At 69.7% G+C, this 26,034-nt stretch carries 24 protein-coding genes; 12 read left to right on the forward strand and 12 right to left on the reverse strand.

The genetic code is table 11. The features are described from left to right. Positions 1-33: 33 nt before the first annotated feature. The 4 genes from recG to cobU form a co-directional block, all read right to left on the reverse strand. A complete protein-coding gene (gene recG / locus ABVN73_RS06735) occupies positions 34-2,115 on the reverse strand; it encodes an ATP-dependent DNA helicase RecG (RefSeq protein WP_353857328.1) in 2,082 nt (693 codons plus the stop codon). A gap of 381 nt (positions 2,116-2,496) precedes the next feature. Next, entirely contained in the window at positions 2,497-3,954 is a 1,458-nt protein-coding gene (locus ABVN73_RS06740) for a cobyric acid synthase (protein WP_353857329.1), read from the reverse strand. A 3-nt stretch (positions 3,955-3,957) separates the two neighbouring features. Continuing rightward, positions 3,958-4,584: a cob(I)yrinic acid a,c-diamide adenosyltransferase gene (cobO, locus tag ABVN73_RS06745; protein WP_353857330.1), complete on the reverse strand. Its 627-nt coding sequence runs from the start codon at positions 4,582-4,584 to the stop codon at positions 3,958-3,960. Then, a complete protein-coding gene (gene cobU / locus ABVN73_RS06750; RefSeq protein ID WP_353857331.1) occupies positions 4,581-5,105 on the reverse strand; it encodes a bifunctional adenosylcobinamide kinase/adenosylcobinamide-phosphate guanylyltransferase in 525 nt (174 codons plus the stop codon). Before cobU ends, cobO begins: the two co-directional genes overlap by 4 nt. A 176-nt stretch (positions 5,106-5,281) precedes the next feature. Here cobU and ABVN73_RS06755 point away from each other — a divergent pair, with 176 nt between their 5' ends. The 3 genes from ABVN73_RS06755 to ABVN73_RS06765 all read left to right on the forward strand — a co-directional run bounded on the left by ABVN73_RS06755 (position 5,282) and on the right by ABVN73_RS06765 (position 7,115). Beyond that, positions 5,282-6,295 (forward strand): PHB depolymerase family esterase, encoded by a 1,014-nt coding sequence (locus ABVN73_RS06755; protein ID WP_353857332.1) that lies wholly within the window; start codon positions 5,282-5,284, stop codon positions 6,293-6,295. Positions 6,296-6,381: 86 nt separating this feature from the next. Next, positions 6,382-6,657 carry a hypothetical protein gene (locus ABVN73_RS06760; RefSeq protein ID WP_353857333.1) on the forward strand — a complete coding sequence of 92 codons (276 nt, stop codon included), beginning with the start codon at positions 6,382-6,384 and terminating at the stop codon, positions 6,655-6,657. A 65-nt stretch (positions 6,658-6,722) separates the two neighbouring features. Next, positions 6,723-7,115, forward strand: coding sequence for a hypothetical protein (locus ABVN73_RS06765; protein WP_353857334.1), 393 nt, complete (start codon positions 6,723-6,725; stop codon positions 7,113-7,115). A 30-nt stretch (positions 7,116-7,145) separates the two neighbouring features. Here ABVN73_RS06765 and ABVN73_RS06770 read toward each other — a convergent pair whose 3' ends face one another. After that, positions 7,146-7,604 (reverse strand): hypothetical protein, encoded by a 459-nt coding sequence (locus tag ABVN73_RS06770; protein ID WP_353857335.1) that lies wholly within the window; start codon positions 7,602-7,604, stop codon positions 7,146-7,148. A 164-nt stretch (positions 7,605-7,768) separates the two neighbouring features. On the opposite strand from ABVN73_RS06770, the gene ABVN73_RS06775 reads away from it, so the two are divergent. Continuing rightward, positions 7,769-8,422, forward strand: a complete 654-nt coding sequence (locus ABVN73_RS06775) for a DsbA family oxidoreductase (protein WP_353857336.1) — start codon at positions 7,769-7,771, stop codon at positions 8,420-8,422. A 19-nt stretch (positions 8,423-8,441) separates the two neighbouring features. Then, a complete protein-coding gene (arfB, locus tag ABVN73_RS06780; protein WP_353857337.1) occupies positions 8,442-8,861 on the forward strand; it encodes an alternative ribosome rescue aminoacyl-tRNA hydrolase ArfB in 420 nt (139 codons plus the stop codon). 6 nt (positions 8,862-8,867) lie between these two features. Here arfB and ABVN73_RS06785 read toward each other — a convergent pair whose 3' ends face one another. Next, on the reverse strand, positions 8,868-9,311 hold the full coding sequence (locus tag ABVN73_RS06785; protein WP_109068268.1) for a PRC-barrel domain-containing protein: 444 nt from the start codon (positions 9,309-9,311) through the stop codon (positions 8,868-8,870). 156 nt (positions 9,312-9,467) lie between these two features. Between ABVN73_RS06785 and ABVN73_RS06790 the strand changes: the two genes are divergently transcribed. Next, on the forward strand, positions 9,468-11,333 hold the full coding sequence (locus ABVN73_RS06790) for an AI-2E family transporter (protein WP_353857338.1): 1,866 nt from the start codon (positions 9,468-9,470) through the stop codon (positions 11,331-11,333). Between the two features lie 3 nt (positions 11,334-11,336). Here the strand turns inward: ABVN73_RS06790 and ABVN73_RS06795 are convergent, their stop codons facing one another. The 4 genes from ABVN73_RS06795 to ABVN73_RS06810 form a co-directional block, all read right to left on the reverse strand. Further along, the gene (locus ABVN73_RS06795; protein WP_353857339.1) at positions 11,337-12,272 is read right to left on the reverse strand and encodes an ACT domain-containing protein; all 936 of its coding nucleotides are present in this window, start codon (positions 12,270-12,272) and stop codon (positions 11,337-11,339) included. Between the two features lie 52 nt (positions 12,273-12,324). After that, positions 12,325-15,951: a transcription-repair coupling factor gene (mfd, locus tag ABVN73_RS06800; RefSeq protein WP_353857340.1), complete on the reverse strand. Its 3,627-nt coding sequence runs from the start codon at positions 15,949-15,951 to the stop codon at positions 12,325-12,327. 10 nt (positions 15,952-15,961) lie between these two features. Further along, complete coding sequence (locus tag ABVN73_RS06805) at positions 15,962-16,264, reverse strand: succinate dehydrogenase assembly factor 2 (RefSeq protein WP_353857341.1); 303 nt, start codon at positions 16,262-16,264, stop codon at positions 15,962-15,964. 132 nt (positions 16,265-16,396) lie between these two features. Continuing rightward, a complete protein-coding gene (locus ABVN73_RS06810) occupies positions 16,397-17,188 on the reverse strand; it encodes a crotonase/enoyl-CoA hydratase family protein (protein ID WP_353857342.1) in 792 nt (263 codons plus the stop codon). 199 nt (positions 17,189-17,387) lie between these two features. Here ABVN73_RS06810 and ABVN73_RS06815 point away from each other — a divergent pair, with 199 nt between their 5' ends. The 3 genes from ABVN73_RS06815 (at position 17,388) to ABVN73_RS06825 (ending at position 19,885) form a co-directional block, all read left to right on the forward strand. Beyond that, positions 17,388-17,981, forward strand: a complete 594-nt coding sequence (locus tag ABVN73_RS06815) for a hypothetical protein (protein WP_353857343.1) — start codon at positions 17,388-17,390, stop codon at positions 17,979-17,981. Between the two features lie 173 nt (positions 17,982-18,154). Then, on the forward strand, positions 18,155-19,453 hold the full coding sequence (egtB, locus tag ABVN73_RS06820; RefSeq protein WP_353857344.1) for an ergothioneine biosynthesis protein EgtB: 1,299 nt from the start codon (positions 18,155-18,157) through the stop codon (positions 19,451-19,453). Positions 19,454-19,552: 99 nt separating this feature from the next. Next, positions 19,553-19,885, forward strand: coding sequence for a (2Fe-2S) ferredoxin domain-containing protein (locus tag ABVN73_RS06825; RefSeq protein WP_353857345.1), 333 nt, complete (start codon positions 19,553-19,555; stop codon positions 19,883-19,885). 74 nt (positions 19,886-19,959) lie between these two features. Here ABVN73_RS06825 and ABVN73_RS06830 read toward each other — a convergent pair whose 3' ends face one another. Further along, entirely contained in the window at positions 19,960-21,123 is a 1,164-nt protein-coding gene (locus ABVN73_RS06830; RefSeq protein ID WP_094302254.1) for a nicotinate phosphoribosyltransferase, read from the reverse strand. Between the two features lie 363 nt (positions 21,124-21,486). On the opposite strand from ABVN73_RS06830, the gene ABVN73_RS06835 reads away from it, so the two are divergent. The 3 genes from ABVN73_RS06835 (at position 21,487) to ABVN73_RS06845 (ending at position 24,516) form a co-directional block, all read left to right on the forward strand. Continuing rightward, complete coding sequence (locus ABVN73_RS06835) at positions 21,487-21,984, forward strand: flagellar basal body-associated FliL family protein (RefSeq protein ID WP_353857346.1); 498 nt, start codon at positions 21,487-21,489, stop codon at positions 21,982-21,984. A 112-nt stretch (positions 21,985-22,096) separates the two neighbouring features. Further along, positions 22,097-23,449 (forward strand): glutathione-disulfide reductase, encoded by a 1,353-nt coding sequence (gene gor, locus ABVN73_RS06840; RefSeq protein WP_353857347.1) that lies wholly within the window; start codon positions 22,097-22,099, stop codon positions 23,447-23,449. A gap of 170 nt (positions 23,450-23,619) precedes the next feature. Beyond that, positions 23,620-24,516 (forward strand): manganese catalase family protein, encoded by an 897-nt coding sequence (locus ABVN73_RS06845; RefSeq protein WP_353857348.1) that lies wholly within the window; start codon positions 23,620-23,622, stop codon positions 24,514-24,516. A gap of 54 nt (positions 24,517-24,570) precedes the next feature. Here the strand turns inward: ABVN73_RS06845 and ABVN73_RS06850 are convergent, their stop codons facing one another. Continuing rightward, positions 24,571-25,920: an AmpG family muropeptide MFS transporter gene (locus ABVN73_RS06850; RefSeq protein ID WP_353857349.1), complete on the reverse strand. Its 1,350-nt coding sequence runs from the start codon at positions 25,918-25,920 to the stop codon at positions 24,571-24,573. Positions 25,921-26,034: the final 114 nt, after the last annotated feature.

Below are 26,034 nucleotides of genomic sequence, written 5' to 3' on the forward strand. Positions count from 1 at the left end.
GCGCCCATTAAAACGGGGTCTTGATCTGCGCTCCTACCCCGACCGCAGCGTCTTTGCCGCAGCGTCCCGCTCGAACAGATACAACAGAGTCCGCAGCACCTGCCCCCGCTCCCCGGCCAAGTCCGGATCACGATCCACGATCAGCTTCGCGTCGTCACGGGCGGCGGCCAGCAGGTCGCCGTGCACCGCCAGATCGGCCATGCGGAACTCCGGCAGCCCCGACTGACGGGTGCCCAGCACCTCGCCCGCGCCGCGCAGCCGCAAATCCTCCTCGGCGATGACGAAGCCGTCCTCGGTGTCGCGCATCGTCTTCAGGCGGGCGCGCGCCGTCTCGGTCAGTTGCGGGTCGAACATCAGCAGGCAGGAGGACGGCTTCTCGCCACGCCCCACCCGGCCACGGAGCTGGTGAAGCTGGGCGAGGCCGAAGCGCTCGGCGTGCTCGATCACCATGACGGTGGCCTCGGGCACGTTCACGCCGACCTCGATGACCGTGGTGGCGACCAGCACGTCCAGGTTTCCGGCCTGGAAGGCGGCCATCACAGCGTCCTTGTCCGGCCCGCGCATCTTGCCGTGGACCAGTCCCACCCGGTCGCCGAAGGTGGCGCGCAGGAAGGCGTGGCGCTCGGTCGCGGCGGCGAGGTCGGTCTGTTCCGATTCGTCCACCAGCGGGCAGACCCAATAGACCCGCGCGCCCTCCTGCACCTTGCGGTGGATCCCGTGCACCACCTCCTCCAGCCGGTCGAGCGCGATGGTCACGGTCTGGATCGGCTTGCGCCCCGCCGGCTTCTCGGTCAGGCGCGACACGTCCATGTCGCCGTAGGCGGTCAGGGTCAGCGTGCGCGGGATCGGCGTCGCCGTCATCACCAGCACGTCCACCGCCCGCCCCTTGGCGGAAAGCTGGAGCCGCTGGTGGACGCCGAAGCGGTGCTGCTCGTCGATCACCGCCAGCGCCAGATCCTTGAAGGCGACGTCCTCCTGGAACAGCGCGTGGGTGCCGACCAGCAGCGGCAGCTCGCCCGAGGCCAGCCGGTCCAGCACCGCCTGCCGCGCCTTGCCCTTGTCGCGCCCGGTCAGCAAAGCGAGGTCCACCCCCGCCGCCTTGCACAGCGGGGCGAGGCTTTCGGCGTGCTGGCGGGCCAGGATCTCGGTCGGCGCCATCAGGGCGGCCTGATGGCCGGCCTCCACCGCGTTCAGCATCGCCATCAGCGCGACCACCGTCTTGCCGCTGCCGACGTCGCCCTGGAGCAGGCGCAGCATCCGCCGCTCCGCCGCCATGTCCTCGTAGATTTCCTCCAGCGACGTGGCCTGGGACTTGGTCAGGGAAAAGGGCAGCGCCTCGGCCACCTTGGCGCGCAGCCGCCCGTCGCCCTGGATGACACGGCCGGACAGGCGGCGCTGCTGCATGCGGACCAGCGTCAAAGCGAGCTGGTTCGACAGCAGCTCGTCATAGGCCAGCCTGCGGCGGATCGGGTTGGTCGGGGCGAGGTCGGCCTCGTCCTCCGGAGTGTGGGCGCGGCGGATCGATTCGTGCCAGGTCGGCCAGCCGTTGCGGGAGCGCCACGCCGCGTCCTGCCACTCCGGCAGTTCCGGCACGTCGCTCAGCATGGCCCGCACGGCCTTGCGCAGCGTCTTGGCCGGAAGCCCGGCGGTCATCGGATAGACCGGCTCCACCGCCTCGATCTCGTCCTTCGATTCCAGCGGGACCACGGCGTCGGGGTGGGTGATCTGCGGCGTGTCGTGGAACCACTCGACCTTGCCGGACACCACCACCGTCTTGCCGACCGGCATCTGCCGCTCCAGCCAGTCGCCCTTCACATGGAAATAGATCAGCTCCAGCACGCCCGTCTCGTCGGTGCAGCGGACCTTGTAGGGATGGCGGGAATTGTGCGGGGCGGCGTGCGAATCGACGCGCACCGTCATGGTGGCGATCCGCCCGTTCGGCGCCTCGGCGATCTTCGGGGCGTAGCGGCGGTCGATGACGCCGCAAGGCAGGTGCCACAGCAGGTCCACGACCTGCGGACCGGCCAGCTTTTCGACGAGCTTGCCCAGCCGGGGGCCAAGGCCGGGGAGAGCCGTCACCGGACGGAACAGGGGGAAGAGAACGACGGGACGCACGGGGATGGGGTCTCGGCAGGGGGAGCTACGGGGCCTGTGGCACCCATTCAAGCCCGCCGAGGGGGCTCCGCGTCAAGCGCGGCGGTTTCCGATGGGGACGGTGGGGAGAAAAGAAGACGGCGGTGTGCAGGGGTTTGGGGGGAAGCCTGGGCGGGGGACGCCGATCCAAGGCAAAAACCCGATGCACACCGCCGCAAGAAACGATCCGAGGGTATGCGGGAACATTCCGGATCGTGTGTGGCCGGCGGCGGGAACCGCCGGTGGATGACTCGCCAGTAATCAAACGTCGTCAATGACTGCAGTTGTAGCGCCGCCCGCCTGACCCCAGCGTTGCGGGATCATGAAATCGGTTTCATGAATCATCGCCCACGGCCTCACCCCTCACCGCGCCGCGGCCAGCAGGGCGTCGATGTCCACATGTTCCTCCAACCGGGCGGCGATGCGGTCGAGCGCCTGTTCGACCGTCGCCGCGTAGGACTGGCCGGACGCCTCGGCTCCCAGCCCCGTCAGCAGGGCGGCGCGGAAGCCGTCCGCCCCGAACAGGCCATGCAGGTAGCAGCCCATCACCCGCCCGTCGGCGGACACCGCGCCGTCCGTCCGTCCGCCGGTCAGGGTCAGCATCGGGCGGGCGCGGTCCGGCCCCTCCGTGCGGCCCATGTGCATCTCGTAGCCGGAGACCGCGGCACCGGTGACGGTTTCCACGCCGGTCGCCTCCTCCAGCACCTTTGGCCCCTTCAGGACGGTGTCCACCTCCAGCAGGCCCAGCCCCTCGGCCTCGCCCGGCGGCCCTTCGATGCCGTCCGGGTCGGTGATGCGCCGGCCGAGCATCTGGTAGCCGCCGCAAATGCCCAGCACCCGCCCGCCGCGCCGTCGGTGCGCCGCGAGATCGACGTCCCAGCCCTGGGCGCGCAGCACCGCAAGATCGGCGATGGTCGCCTTGCTGCCCGGCAGGATCACCAGATCGGCGTCGCCCGGAAGGGGCTGGCCGCGCGGCACCATCGACAGGGCCACGTCCGGCTCCTGGGCCAGCGGGTCGAAATCGTCGAAGTTGGCGATGCGCGACAGCATCGGCACGGCGACGCGCAACCGCCCACCCGAGCGGGTCCTCCAGGTGTCCAGCGCCACCGCGTCCTCCGCCGGCAGCAGGGCGGCATCGGCCAGCCAGGGCACGACGCCGAAGCTCGGCCAGCCCGTGCGCTCGGCGATCACCGAGAGGCCGCCGTCGAACAGCCGGACGTCGCCGCGGAACTTGTTGATGAGGAAGCCGGCGACCAGCGCCCGCTCCTCCGGCGGAATCAGGGCGTGGGTGCCGACGAGGCTGGCGATCACCCCGCCGCGATCGATGTCGCCGACCAGCACCACCGGCACGCCGGCCGCCGTGGCGAAACCCATGTTGGCGATGTCGCCGGCTCTGAGATTGACCTCGGCCGGGCTGCCCGCCCCCTCGACCACCACCACGTCGGCCTCGGCCTTCAGCCGCTCGAAGCTGTCGAGCACGGTGGGGAGGAGCTGCCCCTTGCGCGACTGGTAGTCGCCGGCCCGCGCCGTACCCGCCACGACGCCGCGCACCACCACCTGGGACCCGACGTCCGACTGCGGCTTCAGCAGCACCGGGTTCATGTGGACGGACGGCGCCACCCCGCAGGCCCGCGCCTGCAGCGCCTGGGCGCGCCCGATCTCGCCGCCGTCGGCGGTGACCGCGGCGTTGTTGGACATGTTCTGCGGCTTGAAGGGCCGCACGGTCAGGCCGCGGCGGACCAGCGCCCGGCACAGCCCGGCCACCAGAAGCGACTTGCCGACGTCGGAGCCGGTGCCCTGGAGCATGATCGCGCGCGGCATGGCTCAGAACTCGATGCCCGGCTGGGCCTTGATGCCCGCCTGGAAGGGGTGCTTGACCAGCGTCATCTCGGTGACGAGGTCGGCGGCCTCGATCAGCTCCGGCTTGGCGGTGCGGCCGGTGACCAGCACATGCAGTCCCTCGCGCCGCCCGGTCAGCACGGGAAGCACCTCCTCGACCGGCAGGTAGCCCATGCGCAGGACGATGTTCAACTCGTCGAGCACGACGAGGCCGTATTGGGGATCGGCCATCAGCTCCTGCGCCTTGGCCCAGGCGGCCTTGGCGGCGGCGATGTCGCGCTCGCGGTCCTGGGTCTCCCAGGTAAAGCCCTCGCCCATCGTGTAAAAATCCACGAGGTCGTCGAAGCGCTCCAGAGCCACCGTCTCGCCGGTCGACCAAGCGCCCTTGACGAACTGCACCACCCCCACCCGCATGCCGTGCCCGGCGGCGCGCAGGATCAGGCCGAAGGCGGCGGTGGACTTGCCCTTGCCGTTGCCGGTGTTGACCATCAGCAGACCCTTCTCCTGCGTCTTGCTGGCCATCACCCGGTCGTGCAGCGCCTTGCGCCTCTTCATCTTCTCGGCGTGGCGGGCGTTCTGGTCGGCAAGGTTCCGGTCGGCGTCTTCGGTCATGGCGTCTCTCCTTTCAGCAGCAGCGGCAGCCCGGCGGCGACGAAGGCCACCCGCTGGGCCACGGCGGCGATGTCCTGATGCAGCCGCCCCGCATGGTCGCGGAAGCGGCGGGCCAGCGCGTTGTCCGGCACGATGCCCAGCCCGACCTCGTTGGAGACCAGCACCACCCGCCCTTCCACATCGACCAAAGCGGCCAGCAGCTCGGCGGAGCGGGCGGGCACGTCGGCGTCGGCCATCATCAGGTTGGACAACCACAGCGTCAGGCAATCGACCAGCACGTTCGTTCCGGGACCGGCGTTGCGGCGCAGCGCGCCGGGCAGGTCGAGCGGCTCCTCCACCGTCGTCCAGCCGGGACCGCGGTCCTCCTTGTGGCGGGCGACGCGGTCGGCCATCTCGGCGTCCCAGATCTGGGCCGTGGCGATGTAGACCCGCGGGCCGGGCGATGCGGCCGCCAGCCCCTCGGCGTAGCGGCTCTTGCCGGAGCGGGCGCCGCCCAGGACCAGGGTGATGTCGGTGCTCATGACGGTCGGGCCACCTTGACGCTTGCGGGAGGGACGCTTGCCGGACACGCGCTTGCGGAGCCGGATGGTTAGCGCAGTTGGCGCCCCGGCGCAAACCGCCATGGCGGTTGTCCTCCTCCGCCTCCGTCCCGTACCATCCGCCGCCTTCCTCCCGAACGATCCCGGAGCCGCCGACCGTGACCGACCCCAACCGGCCCCGCCCGGCCCTGGCCCGCGCCGCAGCGTTCCTCCGCCGCCTGACCGGAAAACTGTTCCGCCGCGGCGCGCCCGTGCCTCCGCCCCCGCCGCGACCGGTTCCGCTGGCGGAGCCGATGGAAACCGGGGTCTTCGCCGGCGATTCCGGCTCGCTCGCCTACCGCCTGTTCGTGCCGAAGGGGGCTGCGGCGGGGCCGCGTCCGCTGCTGGTCATGCTGCACGGCTGCACCCAGTCACCGGAGGATTTCGCCGTCGGCACCCGCATGAACCGGCTGGCCGAGGAGGCCGGCTGCCTCGTCCTCTACCCGGAGCAGACCTCCGCGGCGAACGACAGGAAATGCTGGAACTGGTTCAACCCCGACCACCAGCGCCGCGAGCGCGGCGAACCGGCGCTGATCGCCGGAGCCACCCGGCAGGTCCTGGCGGAGCGAGTGGCCGACCCGCGGCGCGTCTATGTCGCCGGAATTTCGGCGGGCGGGTCCGCCGCGATGGTCCTGGCGACGACGCACCCCGACCTGTTCGCCGCGGTGGGCGTCCATTCCGGCCTGCCCTACGGCTCGGCCACCGGCGTGCCGTCCGCCCTGCTGGCGATGAAGGCCGGCTCCTCGCCCGGCCAGCGGCCGGCGGCCGGAGCTCCGGTGGTTCCGGCCATCGTCTTCCACGGCGACGCCGACAAGGTCGTGCATCCGCGCAACGGCGACCATGTGATGGCCCAGGCCACCGCCAACGCGGAGGGACTGACCGCGAAGACCGAAAACGGCCAAGCACCCGGCGGGCGCGCCTTCTCCCGAACCGTCCACACGGACCGCGGCGGAGCGGCGCTGTTCGAGCAGTGGATCGTCCACGGCAGCGGCCACGCCTGGTCCGGCGGCAGCCCGGACGGCAGCTACACCGACCCGCAGGGGCCGGACGCCGCGCGGGAGATGCTGCGCTTCTTCCTGTCCCACCGGCACGCCGCATCCGCAAAACCCGCAAAACCCGCAAAAAGCGCGTGAGCCCGCTGTTACCACTTTTGCACAACCGAATTCGCGCCGTCTGTGCCATAAACTTCATCAGCACCCACCAGCCCATCGAACCGGCCATGCGCGTCACCGCACCCCGCCTCGCTGCCCTCGGCGCCCTCGCTCTGTGCCTGTCGGTGTCGCCGACGGTCCGGGCCGCCAACGTCTCCGCCGGGCAGGCCGAGGCGAAGGAGGCCGCCAAGTCGCTGGGCAACTGCACCCCCGCCAAGGTGGAGGTGATGAGCTACGTCACCGGCCGCTCCGGCCAGACCGTGTTCAAGGTGGGCTGCACGGAGGACAAGGACACCTTCGTCATGGTGCAGTGCCGGTCGCGAATCTGCACGCTTCTGCGCTGATTCACGGCTTTTTAATGAGGTTCGCCTGGAATCGGACTCGAACACGGGACGGGGTGCAAGGGGTGATGAGGCTCGCTCAGTCAATCGCGGTGATGGCGCTGGCGGCCCTGCCTCTGGGCGCCTGCAGCGGGCCGATGATGGTCGCCAGCGTCGGCGCCGATCTCGCCTCCGTCACCAGCACAAAGAAGACGCTCGGCGATCATCTGGTGTCCGCAGCGACCGGGCGCGACTGCTCGTCCGTGTCCTTCTCGGAAACCGGCCAGTATTGCCCGGAGAAGCTCTACGTCGACCGTTCCCGCCTCTATTGCTACAAGACGCTGGCCGACGTGGATTGCCACCACATCCCCGATCCGCACCGCAACGGCCACACCGCCCTGGCGAGCCCGCCGCCGGACATCCGGCCGGAACCACGGCAGCCGGGCTGGATCGAACGGATGATGACCGCGGCCGAGCAATAAGCCCGGCGGAGCACCCCCCCGCGCCGGGCCTCAGCGCATCTTCTTTGCCACGAAGGCCTTGGCGAGGGTCATCATCGCCTTCTCATGGGTGACGCCGCCCTGACCGCCCTTGCCGGCGGGAACCACCATGGTGGCGGACGTGACCGGAGCGGGTGAACCGGCGCGGCCGCGCGCGGCCGGCGCCTCCTCCCCGGGGTCGCGGCCGAGGCGGCTCAGCACGTCGGCCAGCGCCTCCTTGCTCAGCGCCGAATCCGCGGGGCCGCGGGACCGGCCCGGCTGCGCGGGCGCCGAGCGGCTGGGCGCCGACGGGCGGACGCCCCGCTCGATGGCCGCGGCGGCGATGGCTTTCAGGAACGGCTGCGAAATGCCCAGCAAAAGCTGCGGGTCCTCGGCCGCCCAGGCCATCAGGAGCTTTTGCGCGGTTGCCCGGCTCCCCTTGGCCGCCACCAGCGCGTCGCGCACCTTGCCGTCCACATAGGAATTCGCCATCGCCCACACGCCTCCGACCGCCGCGGAAATCCGTCCGCGCAACAGGGCGACTCTCCGGCGGCAAGGGTTAACAAAGGGTTGCAAAGGCGGTTGCCCGAACGCGGCGGGACGCCCCACGGGCAGGGCGGTTGCGCGGCGGGGCGGGAATGGGGGATAGTGGGCCTATGCTGATCGAAACCTACGCCGACCTGATCTGCCCCTGGTGCTACATCGGAAAGCGGCGGCTTGCCCGCGCGCTGGCCGACCGGCCGCGCGTCCAGGTGGAGTTGCGCTGGCAGCCCTTCCAGCTCAACCCGGACATGGCACCGGGCGGCATGGAGCGCAGCGCCTATCTGGCGGCCAAGTTCGGCGGCACGGAGCGGGCGCGGCAGATCCATCTGGTGGTCGAGGAGACGGCGGAGCGCGACGGCCTGCCGCTGCGGCTGGACCGCATCCGGCGCACGCCCAACAGCTTCGACGGGCACCGGCTGATCCGCATCGCCGCCCGCCACGGGCTGGGCGACCGGATGGCCGACGCGCTGTTCAACGCCTATTTCGTGGACGGGCTGGACATCGGCGACCGCGACACGCTGGCCGCGACCGCCGCCGGCCTGGGTTTCGATTTCGCGGACATCAAAAACCTGCTGAACGGCGACGCGGAAACCACGGCGGTCTTCAACGCCGACGCCACCGCGCGCCAGCTCGGCCTTCAGGCGGTGCCCTGCTACATCTTCAACCGTCGCTACGCGCTGTCCGGCGCGCAGGAGCCCGCCAGCTTCCTTCCGCTTCTCGACCTCGGGGTGGAGGAGCAGGAAGGCGTGACGGCGGCGGCCGACTGACGATCATGGAATTTCAACGATGATCCGGGTCACCCCGCGCATCAGCCTGGACGAGAGCGAGCTTCAGGAAAGCTTCGTCCGGGCCTCGGGTCCCGGCGGCCAGCACGTCAACAAGACGGACAGCGCGGTGCAATTGCGCTTCGACGTGGCGGCCTCGCCGAACATTCCCGACGACGTGAAGGCCCGGCTGGTCCGGCTGGCCGGTTCGCGCATGACGGCGGCGGGTGTGCTGATCATCGTCGGCGACACCTACCGCAGCCAGCTGCGCAACCGCGAGGACGTGCGGGAGCGGCTGATCGATCTGATCCGCGACGCGACGGTGGTGCCGAAAAGCCGCCGTCCGACCAAGCCGACCCTTGGCTCCAAGAAGCGCCGCCTGGAGGCCAAGGGTCAGAGGTCGGACATCAAGCGCCTGCGCTCCGGCAAGCCGGAGGACTGACGCCGCTCAATGCGGGGTCTTCTGGCGGCTGAGCGAGATCATGTTCCCGCCATACTGGAATTCCGGCAGGTTGGCGAACTGGTCCTTGGTGAGCTGGGTCGCCACGATGGCGTCCTGCTGCTGGTTGTAGCGGACGTTGTCGATGTCCAGCGCGACGTTGCGCCCGCCGATGCCCATGATGCCGCCGGTCGAGACCACGAGTTGGCTCGGGCGGTTGCTGCGGTTGAACAGAACGTCCTCGACCTGCCCCACCTTCTGCCCGTCATAGGCGACGACGGACTTGCCCAGCATGGCCTGCGGCTCGATCCGCGAGGCGGTCTGGAGCGACTGTTCGGACATCGGACGGGACGCCTGCTCGCTTCCCCCACCGAACCAACTCGACGTCTCGGCGCAGCCCCCCAAAGCCAAAAGCGCGACCGCCGACAGGACCGGAACAGCAACCTTACGCATAGCCCCCTCCTTCTGACGAGATAACCACGCGGGTTTAAACAGGCCGTCGACCGCAATCGTCACGGTGTCTTGCGGCGATTGCGCCGGGGCGCCGGAACGCGCCGCGTCCGGCCGCGTTCTGCACACTCTCAACTCTCCCCCGAGGCTCCGCAGATCATGGCCGAAGACACCGCCCGCCGGTTGCAGGCCCGCCCCATTCCGGTGCCGAAGGCCGCCCCGCCCGCCTCCACCCAGACGACTCTGCTGGTCATCGCGCTGGTGGTGGCGACCCTGTATCTGGGAAGCGACATCCTGGTTCCCATCGCGCTGGCGGTGCTGCTGACCTTCGTCCTGGCGCCCATCGTCAGCCGGCTGGAGCGGCTGCGCCTGGGCCGGATTCCGTCGGTGCTGGCGGTGGTGGTGCTGGTCTTCGCGGGCATCGCCGGCTTCGGCACGGTGGTCGGCGGGCAGATCGCCGACCTCGCCAACAACCTGCCGACCTATCAGCGCAACGTGCACGCCAAGCTGGACTCGCTGCGCTCCCGCGCCGCGTCGGCGGGCAGCGGCGGGGTGGTGCAGCAGGCCACCGAAGCCTTCCGCGACCTGAAGCAGGGGCTGGAGCAGGTGACCGGCGACGCGGCGCCCGCCGCTCCGGCCAACGCCCTGCCCGCCCCCGGCGCCGCGAAGGAGCCGGTGCCGGTGCGGATCGAGCAGGACGGCGACGCGCTGACCATCATCAGCGACGTGCTGGGACCGGCCATGGCGCCGGTCGCCACGGCGGGCATGGTGCTGGTCTTCACCATCTTCATGCTGCTGCAGCGGGAGGATCTGCGCGACCGGCTGATCCGGCTGGCCGGGTCCGGTGACCTCAGCCGCACGACGGAGGCGATGAACGACGCGGGCGAACGGGTCAGCCGCTATCTGCTGATGCAGTGCGTGGTCAACGTCACCTACGGCCTGCCCATCGGGATCGGGCTGTGGCTGATCGGCGTGCCGAACCCGCTGCTCTGGGGCCTGCTGTCGACGGTGCTGCGCTTCATCCCCTTCCTGGGGCCGGCGATCGCCGCGGCCTTCCCGATCCTGCTGTCCTTCGCGGTCGATGGGGGATGGACCCTGCCGCTGCTCTGCATCGCCCTGTTCGTGGCGGTGGAGCTGTTCTCCAACAACGTGGTGGAGCCCTGGCTCTACGGTTCGGCCACCGGCCTGTCGTCGCTGGCGATCATCGTGGCCGCAGTGTTCTGGACCACGCTGTGGGGGCCGGTGGGCCTGCTGCTGGCGACTCCCCTGACCGTCTGCCTCGTGGTGCTGGGGCGGCACGTGCCGCAGCTGCATTTCCTGGAGGTGATGCTGGGCGACCGGCCGGTGCTGCCCGAAGAGGCCAAGCTGTACCAGCGCCTGCTCGCCCGCGACCCCATCGAGGCCATGGAGATCGCCGAGGAGAGGATGAGCAAGGGCGGGCTGGTGGAGGCCGGGCACGGCCTGCTGATCCCCACCCTGTCGTTGGCCGAGCAGGACCGCCAGCGCAACCGCCTCAACCCGGAGGGGCGGCAGGCGGTGGCCGAGGGCATGGTGGCCTTGCTGGACGAGCTGATGGAGGCTTCCCCGCCCGCCGCGGAGGACACGCCGCTGGTCCTGTGCATCGGCGCCCGCAACGACCTGGACGAGGCGGCGGCGGCGTTGCTCGGCCACATGCTGCGCCCGCGCGGGCTGCGCGCCGACGTGCTCCCCTGCGAGAAGGTGTCCGTCCGCTCCATCGCCGCGCTGGCGCCGACCGGGGTATCGGCGGTGGTGCTGTCCTACCTGAACCCGTCCGCCCTGTCGCACGCCCGCCGGCTGGTGCGCCGCTTGCGCCTGCATTTCGGCCCGGATGTGCCGATCCTGCTCTGCCTGTGGAGCGCCCACCCCGAAGCCGAGGCGCCGGAGCAGGCGACCACCCAGACCACCGCCGACCGCGTGGCGACCAGCCTGACCGGCGCCGTCACCCAGTTGGAGGAGCTGGGGGTGCTCGCCGCCGTCGAGGTGGAGACGGCCAAGCAGGCCTGACGGTCAGGAGGACGCGACGACGGTGCAGACCCGCTTCAGCGCGTCGGCCGCGCGCTCCACGTCCTCCTCGCGCACCAGCACGTAATCGGTGTCGTAGGTGGACATGGCGAAGATCGGCACGCGCGCCTGGGCCAGCGGCACGGCGATGCGCGCCAGCACGCCGAACAAGGAGAAATCCAGCGGCCCCTCCACCTTGAAGGCGCGCCAGCCGCGCTCCGCCGTCACGCCGTCCGGCACGCGGGATTCGCGGCAGAGGATCGACAACTCCTCCCCCGTGCGGGTGGCGCTGACCAGCGGGTCGGTCCAGTCGAGCCAGCCGGGCATTCCATCCCCCGGCGCCAGCCGGGCCACCGCCAGCCGGTCCGGCAGAACCGACAGGATCAGCGGCTTGGTCTCCGGCAGCAGGGCGGCGTCCAGGGTGGCGCGGTCCACCTCGAACGGCTTGAGGATGCGCTTGGCCCGTGCGGCCAGCGACGGGATGCGCGAGCGCATGGCCCGGCCCAGCATATCCGCCGCGACCGGGCGAAGCTCCGGATCGTCCGCCGCCAGATCGACCATGGCCTGAAGCGCGGCGCTCTGCACGATCCGGCTGGCCCGGTTCTCGAACCAGCCCTCCAGAAGCGCCACCACCCGCTCGCGCTGCTCCTCCGTCAGGGTCAGGCGCGGCAGGATCGCCGCCAGATGCCAGCGCACCTCGGCCTGCTCGATGGCCGCCGCGTCGGTCAGCAGCCGTTCCGCGAAGGCGTCCAGCGGACGGGCATCGCCGCGCGACACCCGCTCCAGCGCGTCGGCGGCGCGCATGCGCACCCCGGCGTCGCCGTCGAACAGGCAGGCGACCAGTTCCGGCAGGCGGGCGGGGTCGGCCGCCACCGCCTCCGCCACCGTCGGGATGTCGCCGAAGGCGCGCCGGTCACCGCCGAGCGCCAGGGCCTTCGCCAAGCCCCTGTCCTTGGACCCACCAACCTTGGGTCCGCTCTCCTTGCTCATCGCCTCAGCGCCGCCCGAAGGGACGCGAGGGGATGTTCCGCCCGAACTTCGACCCCGCCTTCAGCGCGCTGGGGCGCGGCGGCGGCGGGGGTGGCGGAGGCGGGGGCGCCTCGCCCTTCGGCACGGCGCCGCCGCCGGCCATCTGGGCGAGATCGCTCATCAGCCGGTTGACGCCGCGCACCCGCTGGCCCTCGTCGGTCCATTCGCGGGTGTAGACCAGCTTGTGGTCGGGCCGCAGCTTCATCAGGCTCATCTGCTGGCTGATGTAGGTCAGCAGCTTGGCCGGCTCGGCGTAGCTGTTGTTGCGGAAGGTCAGAACGGCGCCCTTCGGCCCGGCGTCCACCCGTTCCACCTCCGCCTGTCGGCAGAGCTGCTTGATGGTCACCACGTCCAGCAGGTTCTCCACCTCGCCCGGCAGCTTGCCGAAACGGTCGATCAGCTCCGCCGCGAAGCCGTCGATCTCCGCCCGGTCCACCAGATCGGCGATGCGGCGGTAGAGCGACAGGCGCACCGTCAGGTCGGGGACATACTCCTCCGGAATCAGCACCGGGGTGCCCAAGTTGATCTGCGGGGTCCAGGGCTGGTCCTCAGCACCGCTCGGCACCTGCCCGTCCATGTTGGCGCGGGCGTTGGCGACGGCCTCCTCCAGCATGTGCTGGTAAAGCTCGACGCCGACCTCCTTGACATGGCCCGACTGCTCCTCGCCCAGCAGGTTACCGGCGCCGCGGATGTCCATGTCGTGGCTGGCCAGCTGGAAGCCGGCGCCCAAGCTGTCCAACGTCTCGATGACGTGCAGTCGCTGCTGCGCCGTGCCGGTCAGCGGCTTGTTCGGCGCGTAGGTGAGGTAGGCGTAGCCGCGCACCTTCGACCGGCCGACGCGCCCGCGGATCTGGTAGAGCTGGGCCAGGCCGAACATGTCCGCCCGGTGCACGATCAGCGTGTTGGCGTTGGGGATGTCGATGCCGCTCTCGATGATGTTGGTGGCGAGCAGCACCTCGAACTTGCCCTCGTCGAAGGCGGTCATCACCTCTTCCAGCTCGCTGGCCGGCATCTGGCCGTGGGCGGTGACGATCTTCACCTCGGGAACCAGCTCGCGCACCCGCTCGGCGACCTTGGCCAAGTCCTCGACGCGGGGGCAGACGTAGAAGGTCTGGCCGCCCCGGTAATGCTCGCGCAGGATGGCCTCGCGCACCACCACGGGGTCGTAGGGCAGGACGAAGGTGCGCACCGCCAGACGGTCCACCGGCGGGGTGGCGATCAGCGACAGCTCGCGCACGCCGGACAGCGCCATCTGGAGCGTGCGCGGAATCGGCGTGGCGGTCAGCGTCAGGACGTGCACGTCGGCGCGCAGCTCCTTCAGCCGCTCCTTCTGCTTCACGCCGAAATGCTGCTCCTCGTCGACGATGACCATGCCGAGCTGCTTGAACTGCACGCCCTTGCCGAGCAGCGCGTGCGTGCCGATCACGATGTCGGCGGTGCCCTCCGTCAGCTCCTGCTTGACCTTGGTCTGCTCCTTGGCGGTGACCATGCGGGAGAGCTGGACGATGCGCAGCGGCAGTCCCGCGAAGCGCGTCGTGAAGGTCTTGAAGTGCTGGCGCGCCAGCAGCGTGGTCGGCACCACCACGGCGACCTGCTGGCCGCTCATGGCGACGAGGAAGGCGGCGCGCAGAGCCACCTCCGTCTTGCCGAAGCCGACGTCGCCGCAGACCAGCCGGTCCATGGGACGGCCCGAGCCGAGGTCGGTGAAGACTTCCTCGATGGCCTTCAACTGGTCGTCGGTCTCCGGGTAGGGGAAGCGGGCGGCGAACTCCTGATAGACGCCCTCCGGCGTGTAGACCGGGTCGGCCTTTTTCAGCATGCGCTCGGCGGCGATCTTCAGCAGCGCCTCGGCCATGTCCTTCAGGCGCTTCTTGACGCGGGCCTTGCGGCCCTGCCAGCCGGCCCCGCCCAGCTTGTCGAGCTGCGCGTGCGCGTCCTCCGACCCGTAGCGGGTCAGCACCTCGATGTTCTCGACGGGGACGTAGAGCTTGTCGCCGCCCTCGTAGATCAGCCGCAGGCAGTCGTGCGGGGCGCCGGACACCTCCAGCGTCTCCAGCCCGTCGTAGCGCCCGATGCCGTGGTCCATGTGCACCACGAGGTCGCCCGAGGCGAGCGCCGTGTATTCGGCGATGAAGTTGGCGGCCTTGCGCTTCTTCTTCGTCGCCGGGCGGACGAGGCGGTCGCCGAGGATGTCCTGCTCGGTGATGACGGCCATGTCGGCGGAGGTGAAGCCGTGCTCCATCCCCAGAACGATCATGCCGATGACGTGGCGGTCGAAGCGGCGGACGTCCTCGACGCTCTCCGCCGGCTCCAGCCCCGGAATGCCGTGGTCGCCCAGCACCGTCATCAGACGGTCGCGGGAGCCCGCGGAATAGCCGGCGACCAGCACACGCCGCCCGTCGGCCCGCAGGGCGCGGATATGGTCCTTCACCGCCTCGAAGACGTTCACGTCGGGCCGCGCCCGCTCCTCGGCGAAGTCGTGGCCGCGGCGCCCGCCGGCGTCCAGCGTGCCCTTGATTCCCGGCGGCGTGCCGAAGGGCTGGAGCTGCGCCACCGCGTGGGCCGCGAACAGGTCGTCCCAGGCCTGCGCGTCGAGGAACATCATGCCGACCGGCACCGGCTTGTAGACCGGCGAGCCCGTCCGCTTCTCGATGACGATCATGCTCTCGCGGGAGGCGTGGAAGTCCACCACCTGCGCGATGCGCGAATCGCGCGCCTCCGTCGCCTGATGGTCAAGCGACAGGATGGCCTTGGGCATGTAGGCCAGCAGCGATTCCATCGTCTCGTGGAACAGCGGCAGCCAATGCTCCATGCCGCCGTACTTGCGCCCGGCGCTGATCGCCTCGTAGAGCGGATCGTCGTCGGTGATGGCGCCGAACAGCTCGCGGTAGCCGGAGCGGAAGCGGGCGATGCCGGCCTCGTCGAGGAAGACCTCGGACATTGGCTTCAGGTCGATGCCGTCGCGCTTGTCGGTGGTGCGCTGCGACATGGGATCGAAGCTGCGCACCGCCTCCAGCTCGTCGCCGAACAGGTCGAGGCGCAGCGGCTCGTCGGTGCCCGGCGGGAACAGGTCCACGATGCCGCCGCGCACGGCGAACTCGCCCGGCTCGCGCACGGTCTGGGCGCGGGTGTAGCCGTTGCCGGCCAGATAGCGCTGCAGCTTCTCCAGGTCGATCCGGTCGCGCAGCTTCGCCGAGAACACCGCGTCGCGGAAGGCGGCGCGGGGCGGCACCTTCTGCACCATGGCGTTGACGGTGGTCAGCACGACCAGCGGCGCAGCGTCCGCCTTGCGCGCCAGCAGGCGGGTCAGCGTGTCGATGCGCTTCGCCACGATGCCGCCGTTGGGCGACACCCGGTCATAGGGCAGGCAGTCCCAGGCCGGGAACACCTGCACCTCCAGCGACGGCGCGAAGAAGGCCAGCGCCTCCGCCAGCTGGGCGGCGCGGGTGTCGTCGAGCGCGACGTGGAGAAGTCCGGCGCTCCCCGCCCGCTTGGCGAGGTCGGCGAGGACGCGGGCGTCATGACCGGCGGGGGCGCCGCCGACCAGAAGGCGGCCGGAGCGTCCCGGCTGCAACTGTTCGAAGCTGGGCAAGGATCGGGCCTCAGGACCCCTGACGGGGCGTGTAGCGGAACTTGGTCAACAGCTGCATGACGTCGGTGTCGTGCTCGGCGGGCACCGGCTCGCGCCCGGCGTACCAGTTGTAGAGGTCGGGGTCGCTGAGTTCGAGCAGCGCCTCGTAGCGGTCGAGCTGCGCGTGGTCGAAGGCCGGGACATGGGCGTCGGCGAAGCTGCCGATCAGCAGGTCCATCTCCCGCATGCCGCGGTGCCACGACCGGAAGCGCAGCCGCTTGCGCCGGTTGTCCAGGGATTCGCCGCTCTCAGACAGGGTGTTCTCGTCGCTCATGCCATCCACGCCAAAAAGCCCCGGCCCCGGAAGATAGGGGGCGGAGCGGTCCACATCCACCCCCGCATCCTGCACACCGGCACGCCCCCGCGCAAACCGAAATGCCGGACGATCCCCCGGAAGGATCTTGATTCAGCGCGCCAGCCACGCCTCCAGCCCGTCGCGCAGGTCCGCCCCCGGTGCCAGCCGGGCGAAGCGCTCGGTCTCCACCGCCAGCCCTTCGCCGATGGTCATGTTCAGCCCGCGGGTCACCGCCCCCAGGATGCCGGACACCGCCGCCGGGGAATGCCGGACGATCCGCCCGGCCAGCTCGAAGGCCGCGGGCAGCAGGGCGTCGTGCGGCACCACCTGATTGACCAGCCCCACCGCCAATGCCGTCGCCGGCGGGAAGGCGTCTCCGGTCAGCAGCCATTCCAGCGCCCGCTTGCGCCCGGCGTTGCGGGGAAGCCGCTGCGTCCCGCCAAACGTCGGCATCATGCCGAGCCTGATTTCCGCCTTGGAGAAGCTCGCCCGCTCGCTGGCGACGGCGAGGTGCGTAGCCTCCAAAATCTCGCAACCGCCGCCGTAGCAGATGCCGTTGACCGCGGCGATGATGGGCTTGGGGAAGGACTCAATCCGCGCGCACAGCGTCTGTCCGGGCCGGAAGGCGCGCACCGCCGCCTCCGCTCCCCGCCGGACGGCCGGGGTGAACTCAGCGATGTCCGCACCGGCGGAGAAGGCCCGCTCCCCGGCGCCGGTGACGATGATCGCCCGCACCGCCGCGTCGGCCTCCAGCGCGTCCAGCGTGTCGAGCATGGCGCCGGCCAGCGCCGTGCTGATGGCGTTCAGCTTGGCGGGACGGTTCAGAGTGAGGGTGGCGATCCCCCCGGCGGTGACGCACAGCACGGGGTTGGCGGGGTCGGCGTGTTTGGTCGTCAGGGACATGACGCGGTCCTTCTGTCCTGCGTTTGAGATGCCCCACTGTCGAGCCCGAGCCACGCCCCTGACAAACGAGTACGCCGCGTGTTCGGGTGAGCAACGCTCACCTGAAACCGGGCCACCGCCGCAGGCCAAAGCGTCACCTTGACAGAATCGCGACAGTTGGTACACTGAACAGTCCCAGCCACTCGCGGTGGAGGTCGCCATGACCGACGGATCGATCGGACGCACGGAACCTCTGGTCCGCTCGGCCGGCGTGGTGGAGCGCACGGGCAGCGCGACCGACCGCAGAAAACGGCGGCAGAACCGGCAGGATCTGCAACAGCAGGAGCGCGAGCAGCAGGAGCGCCGCGACCAGGACGAGGCCAACCACAAGCGGCGGCGTCTCTACGACCTGCTGTTCGACGAGATCGACGAGCTGGACACGCTGAACGCCGGGCAGCGGGCGCGCATCAAGCAGAATCTGCGCGCGCAGCTCGCCGACCGCCGACCGCCGCCCCACCTCGCCCCCAACCTCGCCCAGCCGCCGCCGGATGAGGACATCGAACGCATCGCAGCGGCGCTTCTTGAAAAAGCCGTCGCGGCCCATCCGGTCGATCATGACCACATCGTCGGCATGGCGGCGCCGACGCATCCGGCGCTTCCGCCGGGACAGACGGCGGAGAATGTGGCGCTCGCCAACCAGCTCCGCGAATGCCTGGAACAGCGGACGACGACATCGCGGCGCGTTGCCGTGTATCTCCGCCTGCTTCTGACGCTTGAAGGCGCCTTCCGGCCGCATCTGGTGGTGGACGCCTGACCGTCGCCACCGCGGGTGTGATGCGCGAATTCGGAGAAAGCCCCCCTCCGATGCGCCACCCTGGATGGTTGGACCATGCGGCACAATGGTTCCGTTGTTTCTCCGGCGGAGTCCGGGCGCGTTCCCGCGCCGTTCCCGCCGCGGAAAACCCGCTCCCGCAGGGAGGTTCCCCCGTGCCCGACACCCATCTCGCCACGCACGCCCAGCCGTCCGGCGACGCCCTTCGCCAAGCGCTCTCCACCCGCTTCCAAAAGATCCGCGCCCGCACCGCCGAACTCGCCGCCCCCCTGTCGCCGGAAGACCTGATGGTCCAGTCGGTGGCCGACGGCGCTCCGGCCAAATGGCACCTCGCCCACACGACGTGGCTGTTCGAAACCACCGTCCTGGTGCCTTGCAACCCCGGTTACCGGCCCTTCGACCCGGCCTTTCTGACGCTGTTCGCCGCACGCGACGACCGCTTCGGCAGCCATCAGCTTCCCTCACCCACCCTGCGCCTGCTCTCCCGGCCCAACGCGGCGGAGGTGATGCGCTACCGCGACCATGTGAACGCCGCGGTCCTGCACCTGCTGAACCAGGCCGACGAGGCGGAGTTGCCGGAGATCGCCGACCGCGTGATCGTCGGCATCACGCACGAGCGGCGCCACCAGGAACGGCTGCTGACCCACGTGAAGCATGCCTTCTGGAGCAACCCGCTGCGCCCCGCCTACGAGCAGCCGCCACAGGTCGCTCCCGCCCCGCCGCAGCCGGAACGCTGGGTCGAGCATGAGGGCGGCCTCGTCGAAATCGGGCGGAGCGAAGCCTGGGCCGGCTTCGACCATGAGGGGCCGCGCCACCGCGTCCATCTGGAGCCGTTCCGCCTCGCCGCCCTGCCGGTGTCCTGCGGCGCCTTCCGCGACTTCATCGAGGATGGCGGCTACGCGAAGCGCTCGCTCTGGCTCGCCGACGGCTGGGAGGCGGTGCAGACCGAAGGGTGGCAGGCCCCGCTCTATTGGGAATGGCGCGACGGCGCGTGGCAGATCTTCACGCTCTACGGCATGCGCCCGCTCGATCCGGCCGAACCCGTCTGCCATGTCAGCTGGTTCGAGGCCGACGCCTTCGCCCGCTGGGCCGGCAAGCGCCTGCCCGAAGAAGCCGAGTGGGAGGCCGTGGCGTCCCGCTGCGACAGCATGGGCAACCTGCTGGGCACGGGCCACCGCCACCCGCGCCCCAGCACCTGCCACGGCGACGGCCCCTGGCAGCTGTTCGGCGACGTGTGGGAATGGACGCGCAGCCCCTTCGTCCCCTACCCCGGCTACCGCCTGCCGGACGGGGTGGACGAGGCCGTCCACGGCCGCTTCATGATCAACCGCATGGTGCTGCGGGGCGGCAGCTGCGTCACCCCCTTCGACCACGCCAACCCGACGACCCGGCATTACCTGCGGCCGGACTCCCGTTTGTCCTTCACCGGCCTGCGGCTGGCAGAGGACGCCTGATGAATAGGACAGCTGAGACATTGGAATCGTTTTAATCGGTGGCGCTGCACCGCGGCAGGTCCTATAACCATAATTAAATTATGGATTATGGAGCCTTTCATGCCCCTCGACCTTCCCTCGGTGTTTCGCCACCACGTCTTTTGTTGCGCCCAGCAGCGCCCGCCCGGCCATCCGCGCGGGAGCTGCGCGGCAAAGGACGCCCACCCGCTGTGGGAGCGGCTCGGCCAGCGCATCCAGGCCAAGGAGCTTCCCGACGTCGGGATGGCCTGGACCGGCTGCCTCGGCTTCTGCTCCGCCGGGCCGCTGATGGTGGTCTATCCGGAGGGCCTGTGGTACCGCCCGGAGACGCCTGAGGACATCGACGAGATCGTCGACTCGCATCTCGTCAACGACACGCCGGTCGAACGGCTGGTGATGGTGCTGACCCGCTGAACGTAAAGGCTCAACGCAAAAACCCCTCCCCGGCTCGGCCGGCGGAGGGGCTTTCTTCGTGCGGAACGACGATGCTACTTGCGGAACAGGAACTCGCGGCCGACCTTCACGCGCTTCTCGCCATCGTATTCGATGATGTCGGCGGTGGCGTAGGTCTCGGTCCAGCGTTCCGGCAGATAGCTGCCGGTGCCGATGATGTCGACGGGGGCGTTGGCCTCCGCCATCAGGCGGCACTTCGCCGGGCCGAAGCCGGAGCTGGCGACGATCTTCACCGCCGGGAATCCGGCCTCGTCCAGCTTCTCGCGCATGAAATGGATGGCCGCGGCCGACACGCCGGTGCCGATCAGGTAGCGGAGCTGCGTCTCGTCGCGGTAGCCGCGGATGGAATGCGGCGCGTGCCGCTCCAGCACCGCGTAGGAGCCCGGCGGGTCCAGCCCCTCCAGGAAGCGCCCGCCCGGCGTGTCGAGCCGCACCGCCAGCTTGCCCTGCGCGGCGAGGCCGGGGAAACGGCGGCAGACCTCCAGCGCGTCGGTCACCTCGCGCCCGAAGTAATCGACCAGGACGGTCAGCGGCAGCTCGGGGAAGGTCTCGTGGAACATCTCCGCCGCCCGCACGGTCGATCCGGCATAGCCGATCAGCGCGTGCGGCATCGTCCCCATGCCCTTCTTCTGGCCGAAGAAATGGGCGGTGGCGTCGGTGGCGTTGCCGATGAAGCCCTTGGCGCCGACCTTGCGCTTCGCCCGGTCCGAACCGACCGAGGCGGCGTAGGCCATCATCTCCTCCATCTCCGTTCCGGCGCAGTGGCGCGCCTCCATGGCGAGGAAGGCGGTCTTCGGCAGGTCGGCGCACATGGTGAAGGCGTTGTAGGCGCCGACGCAGGCGGGGCCGAGCTTCTGCAGGATGATCGTCTCGGTGTCGACCAGATGGTAGAAGGAACCGGTGATGTAGAGGATCGGCTCGCCCGCACCGACCCACTTCCCTTCCGGATAGTTCAGGACGATGTCGAGATCGAACCCGCGCTCCCGCGCCACCGCCTCCAGCCATTCGATGGCGAGTCGCGGCGCGCAGACCACCGGACGGCGCATGAAGATGGCGTAGGTGACCTTCTTGTCACCGAACTTCCCGACCGCCTCCTTGGTCCGCTTGAAATAGGTGTCGGTCCATTCGGTGATGGCCGACGCGGGCGGATGGCTGGCGGGCGCGTGACTGGCCGGCGGCTGGTTCCTGGTCTCGTCCATGGCGATGTCCTTGTCTTCCCGCTCTTGCCCTTCGCGACGGTCACGTCCGGAGGCCGCCCCCACCGCGGGAACGGCGATCCGATAGAGAAACCAGCATTATACGCCCAGGCCCTCCGGTGGAAGAGGCTTCATCCGCGGCGGCCCACCGCCGCAAGCAATGGTGATTTACCAAAAATACGCTACGAAATCCGACGCATTTCAAACGCAAAGAAGCCGAGAAGAGATGCGCAGTTCCTCACTGTAATGCGGCATCGCCAAAAAGTATAAAATACCTGTATTTGACGACTTCCCTTTACCCATTCACCATAGACCCAAGAACAGGCACCACCCCCTTTCGGTGCCGGGAAAAGCGACGAGGTCGGCATGAGCCGGACAATCCACCAGAACGCGCCGAACATTGCGGCGGCCCCCTCGACGCTGGATCGCCTGGGCCGCCGGGTCGTGGTCGGGCTTCTCTGCACCATGGCCGGGCTGGCCGCGGCGGGCACCGGCGGGGCCTTTCTGCTGAAGCCCGGCACGGCGCAGGCCGGGCGCGTCGTGGGGGACACGCTGCGCACCGCCGCCAACTACGCGCGCCTGCCGGCGATGATCTTCACGCTGAGCGACGGCGAACGGCTGCGCGAGTTGCGGGTCCGCGTGGTCCTCGACATGGAGCCGACCGCCCCCGCCAAGACGGTGGAGAGCTACGGGCCGCGCATCGCCAGCGCCATGACCAACGTGATGCTGGACACCGACCCCGGCGAGCTGCGCGGACGCAACGGCGCCTTCTACATCAAGGACGCGGTGATGCGCACCGCCGCGAAGGAACTCGGCGCGATGAAGATCCGGCAGGTGCTGGTCCAGGAACTCGTCATGCGCTGACGGAAGGCCTGCCCGCCGACCCGAGCCGCCATCTCGGCCAACGCTCGACAGGCGTTCCGGAATGGGGAACACTCCTGTCCCCTTCGGATCTTGGGATTGCAAGGAGACGGCCGTGGCCGAGTTCGATTTCGACCTGTTCACCATCGGTGCCGGCTCCGGCGGCGTCGCGGCCAGCCGGCGGGCCGCCTCCATGGGCGCCAAGGTCGCCATCTGCGAAGGCAGCCGTGTCGGCGGCACCTGCGTCATCCGCGGCTGCGTTCCGAAGAAGCTGCTGGTCTACGCCGCCCAGTTCCGCGACGCCTTCGAGGATTCCAGCGCCTATGGCTGGGCCACCACCGCGCCGGCCTTCGACTGGGCCACGCTGATCGGGCGCAAGGACGCGGAGATCGACCGGTTGAACGGCATCTACATCAAGATGCTGGAGAATTCCGGGGTCACCCTGCACACCGGCTTCGGGCGGCTCATCGACCGCCACACGGTGGAGGTGGCGAACAAGCGCTACACCGCGAAGAACATCCTGGTCGCCACCGGCGGCTGGCCATCGCTTCCCAAGATTCCGGGGATCGAGCACGCCGTCACCTCCAACGAGGCGCTGCAGCTCGGCACCCTGCCCCACTCCGTCATCATTCTGGGCGGCGGCTACATCGCCGTGGAGTTCGCCGGGATCTTCCGCGGCCTGGGCGCCGAGGTCACGATCATGATCCGCGGCGAGGAGCTTCTGAACGGCTTCGACGACGACATCCGCGTCGCCCTGGCCCAGGAGATGCGCAAGCGCGGAATCACCATCCTCACCCGCACCCAGCCGGTGAAGGTCGAGGAGGGCCCCGGCGGCTTCACCGTCACCGACCAGCTCGGGCGGGAGCATTCGGCCGGCCTCGTCATGGCGGCGACCGGGCGCCGGCCGAACACGCGCGACCTCGGGCTGGAGGCCGCCGGCGTCGCGCTGGACGACGCCGGGGCGATCCGGGTGGACGAGTATTCGCGCACCAGCGTGGACAACATCTTCGCCGTCGGCGACGTGACCGACCGCATGGCCCTGACCCCCGTCGCCATCGCCGAGGGGCGCGCCTTCGTGGAGACGCTGTTCAACGACAACCCGACCAGCATCAGCTACGCCAACATCCCGACCGCCGTCTTCTCCATCCCGCCGCTCGGCACCGTCGGCCTGACCGAGGCGGAGGCGCGGGCGAAATTCGCGACGGTGGACATCTACAAGGCCGGCTTCCGTCCGATGAAGCACACCATGTCGGGCCGCGACGAGCGCGTCCTGATGAAGCTGGTGGTGGACGGCGAGAGCCAGCGCGTGCTCGGTTGCCACATGATGGGCATGGACGCGCCGGAGATTGTGCAGGGGTTGGGCATCGCCCTGAATTGCGGCGCCACAAAGAAAGATTTCGACCGCACCATCGCCCTCCACCCGTCTACCGCGGAGGAGTTCGTCCTGATGCGCGAGAAGGTGTCCTGACGATCGGGCATAAAACCAAAGGTCAGGCGCCGGATTTCCTGGAACGCTTCTAAGAAGCCTGTGTTGAGGGCACACGACGATGGCGGCGGCACCCATGGCGGCGCACCAGCACCCCCGCGGAAGCCGTCGCCTCCTATCCTTCATCAAAGGCTCCGGGAGGGCTCCTACGCATGTTCATGCACAACAAGAACCTGATGTACACGGTCCGCGTCGCTGAACCGGACCCGAAGCTGGCCAGCCTGATGCTGGAACAGTTCGGCGGTCCCCAGGGCGAGCTGGCGGCGGCCCTGCGCTACTTCACGCAGGGTCTGGCCGACGAGGACCCGGGCCGCAAGGACATGCTGATCGACATCGCGACCGAGGAACTGAGCCATCTGGAAATCATCGGCAGCATCGTCGCCATGCTGACCAAGGGCGTGAAGGGCAAGCTGGCCGAGGGCGCCGAGGAGGTCACCGATCTCTACGCCGACATCGCCAAGGGCAACGGCAGCCACACGCTGGCCCTGCTCTACGGCGGCGGCCCGGCCCTGACCAACTCCGCGGGGCAGCTCTGGAACGCCGGCTACATCGACAGCATCGGCGAGCCGACCGCCGACCTGCGCTCCAACATCGCCGCGGAATCGCGGGCCAAGATCATCTATGAGCGCCTCATCAACATCACCCCGGACCCCGGCGTGAAGGACGCGCTGACCTTCCTGATGACCCGTGAGGTGGCGCACCAGAAGATGTTCGAGAAGGCGCTCTACTCGATCGACAACAACTTCCCGCCGGGCAAGCTGCCGGGCAACCCCGAATACACCGACAAGTACTACAACATGAGCCAGGGCGACGGCGACATGCGCGGCCCGTGGAACCAGGGCGAGCAGTGGGAGTTCGTGAATGTCACCCCCGACCAGGGCCCGGTCAGCGGCGGCGACGGCAACCCCTCGGTCCGGCTGGCGGCCGAAGAGATGAAGGCCGTCAACGAGGCCGCCAAGCGCACCATGTCGCGCACCGACGTGAACCCGGTGACGGGTGCCGACCTCGGCGCCGGCCCCGGTTCCGGCAAGATGACCCCGGTGAAGTAAGGCCCATATTCCCCTCCCCCGCCCAGCGGGGGAGGGTCAGGGTGGGGGCAAGCGTCACGTTCCGGCCTTCACCACCGCCGCGTCCCGCCGTGGCCGCGTCATCAGCCACAGCAGCACCAGCAGCCCCGGCACCGCCCCGCCGGTGGACAGCAAGAAGAAGCTGCTCCAGTCCATCCGTTCGGCCAGCCAGCCCGACGAGGCGCCGAACAGGTCTCCGCCCAGCTTGTAGAAACTGCTGAGCAGCGCGTACTGCGTGGCCGTGTAGGCGGTGTTGCACAGGCTCGACAGGTAGGCGACGAAGGCCGCCGTCGCGATGCCGCCGCAGACATTCTCCAGCGCCACCGTCACCGCCAGCGCCGACACGTCGTGCCCGACCTGCGCCAGCATGACGTAGCCCAGGTTGGACAGCATCTGCATCAGCCCGCCGACCAGCAGCCCGCGCAGCACGCCGATGCGCCCGACCAGCACCCCGCCGATCAGCCCGCCGATGATCGTCGCCCACAGGCCAAACAGCTTGGTGACGTTGGCGATCTCCGTCTTCTCGAAGCCGAGATCGACGTAGAAGGGCGCCGACATCACCCCCGCCAGCACGTCCCCTAGCTTGTAGCAGGCGATGAACAGCAACACCGCCGCCCAGGCCGGGCGCGTCATGAACTCCACGAAGGGCGCCACGACGGCGCCGTAGACCCAGGCCAGCAGGTCCGCCTTCCACCCCGTCAGGTGCGGGCGCGCCGCCAGCCAGTCGGCCACATGCTGCTCCCGCGCCTTGGATTCCGCGGTGTCGGCGACCTGGGGCTCGCGGTTCAGCAGGATCGTCACCATGCCGACCGCGACCAGCCCGGCCATGACGTAATAGGCGACGTGCCACCCGAAGAACTCCGCGAGGTACAGGGCCCCCGCCCCCGCCGCCAGCATGCCGAAGCGGTAGCCGAGCACGAGGATGGCCGCACCGGCGGCCTGCTGGTGCTCCTCCAGCACCTCGACGCGGTAGGCGTCGACCACGATGTCCTGGCTGGCCGAGAAGAAGGCGACGACCACGGCCAGCATGGCGGTCCACCACAGGTCGGTGACCGGGTTGGTGCTGCCCAGCCCGATCAGCGCCGCCATCAGCCCGGCCTGCGCCACCAGCGCCCAGCCGCGCCGCCGTCCGAACAGGCGGGTCATCACCGGCAGGCGCAGCCGGTCGATCAGCGGCGCCCAGACGAACTTCAGCGCGTAGGGCATGGTGACCAGCGCGAACAGGCCGATGGCCGTCTTGCTGACGCCGCCCTCGCGCAGCCAGATCGACAGGGTGGACCCGGTCAGCGCCAGCGGCAGCCCTTCGGAAAAGCCGAGGAACAGAATGGCCAGAACGCGCCGGTCAAGATAGACGGAGGCCGCCTGACCCCAGGAGGATGGTTTCACCCGTTCAACCCTTCCGCACACCTGCGTAACCGTCTGTATAGGCTCCCGCCGGACGCCCCGGCCAGCGCGCTTTTTCGGGCGCGGCGCCGCATCATCCATTGCGGAAGTTGCGGT

Source organism: Azospirillum formosense (assembly GCF_040500525.1).
Taxonomy (GTDB): Bacteria; Pseudomonadota; Alphaproteobacteria; order Azospirillales; family Azospirillaceae; genus Azospirillum; species Azospirillum formosense_A.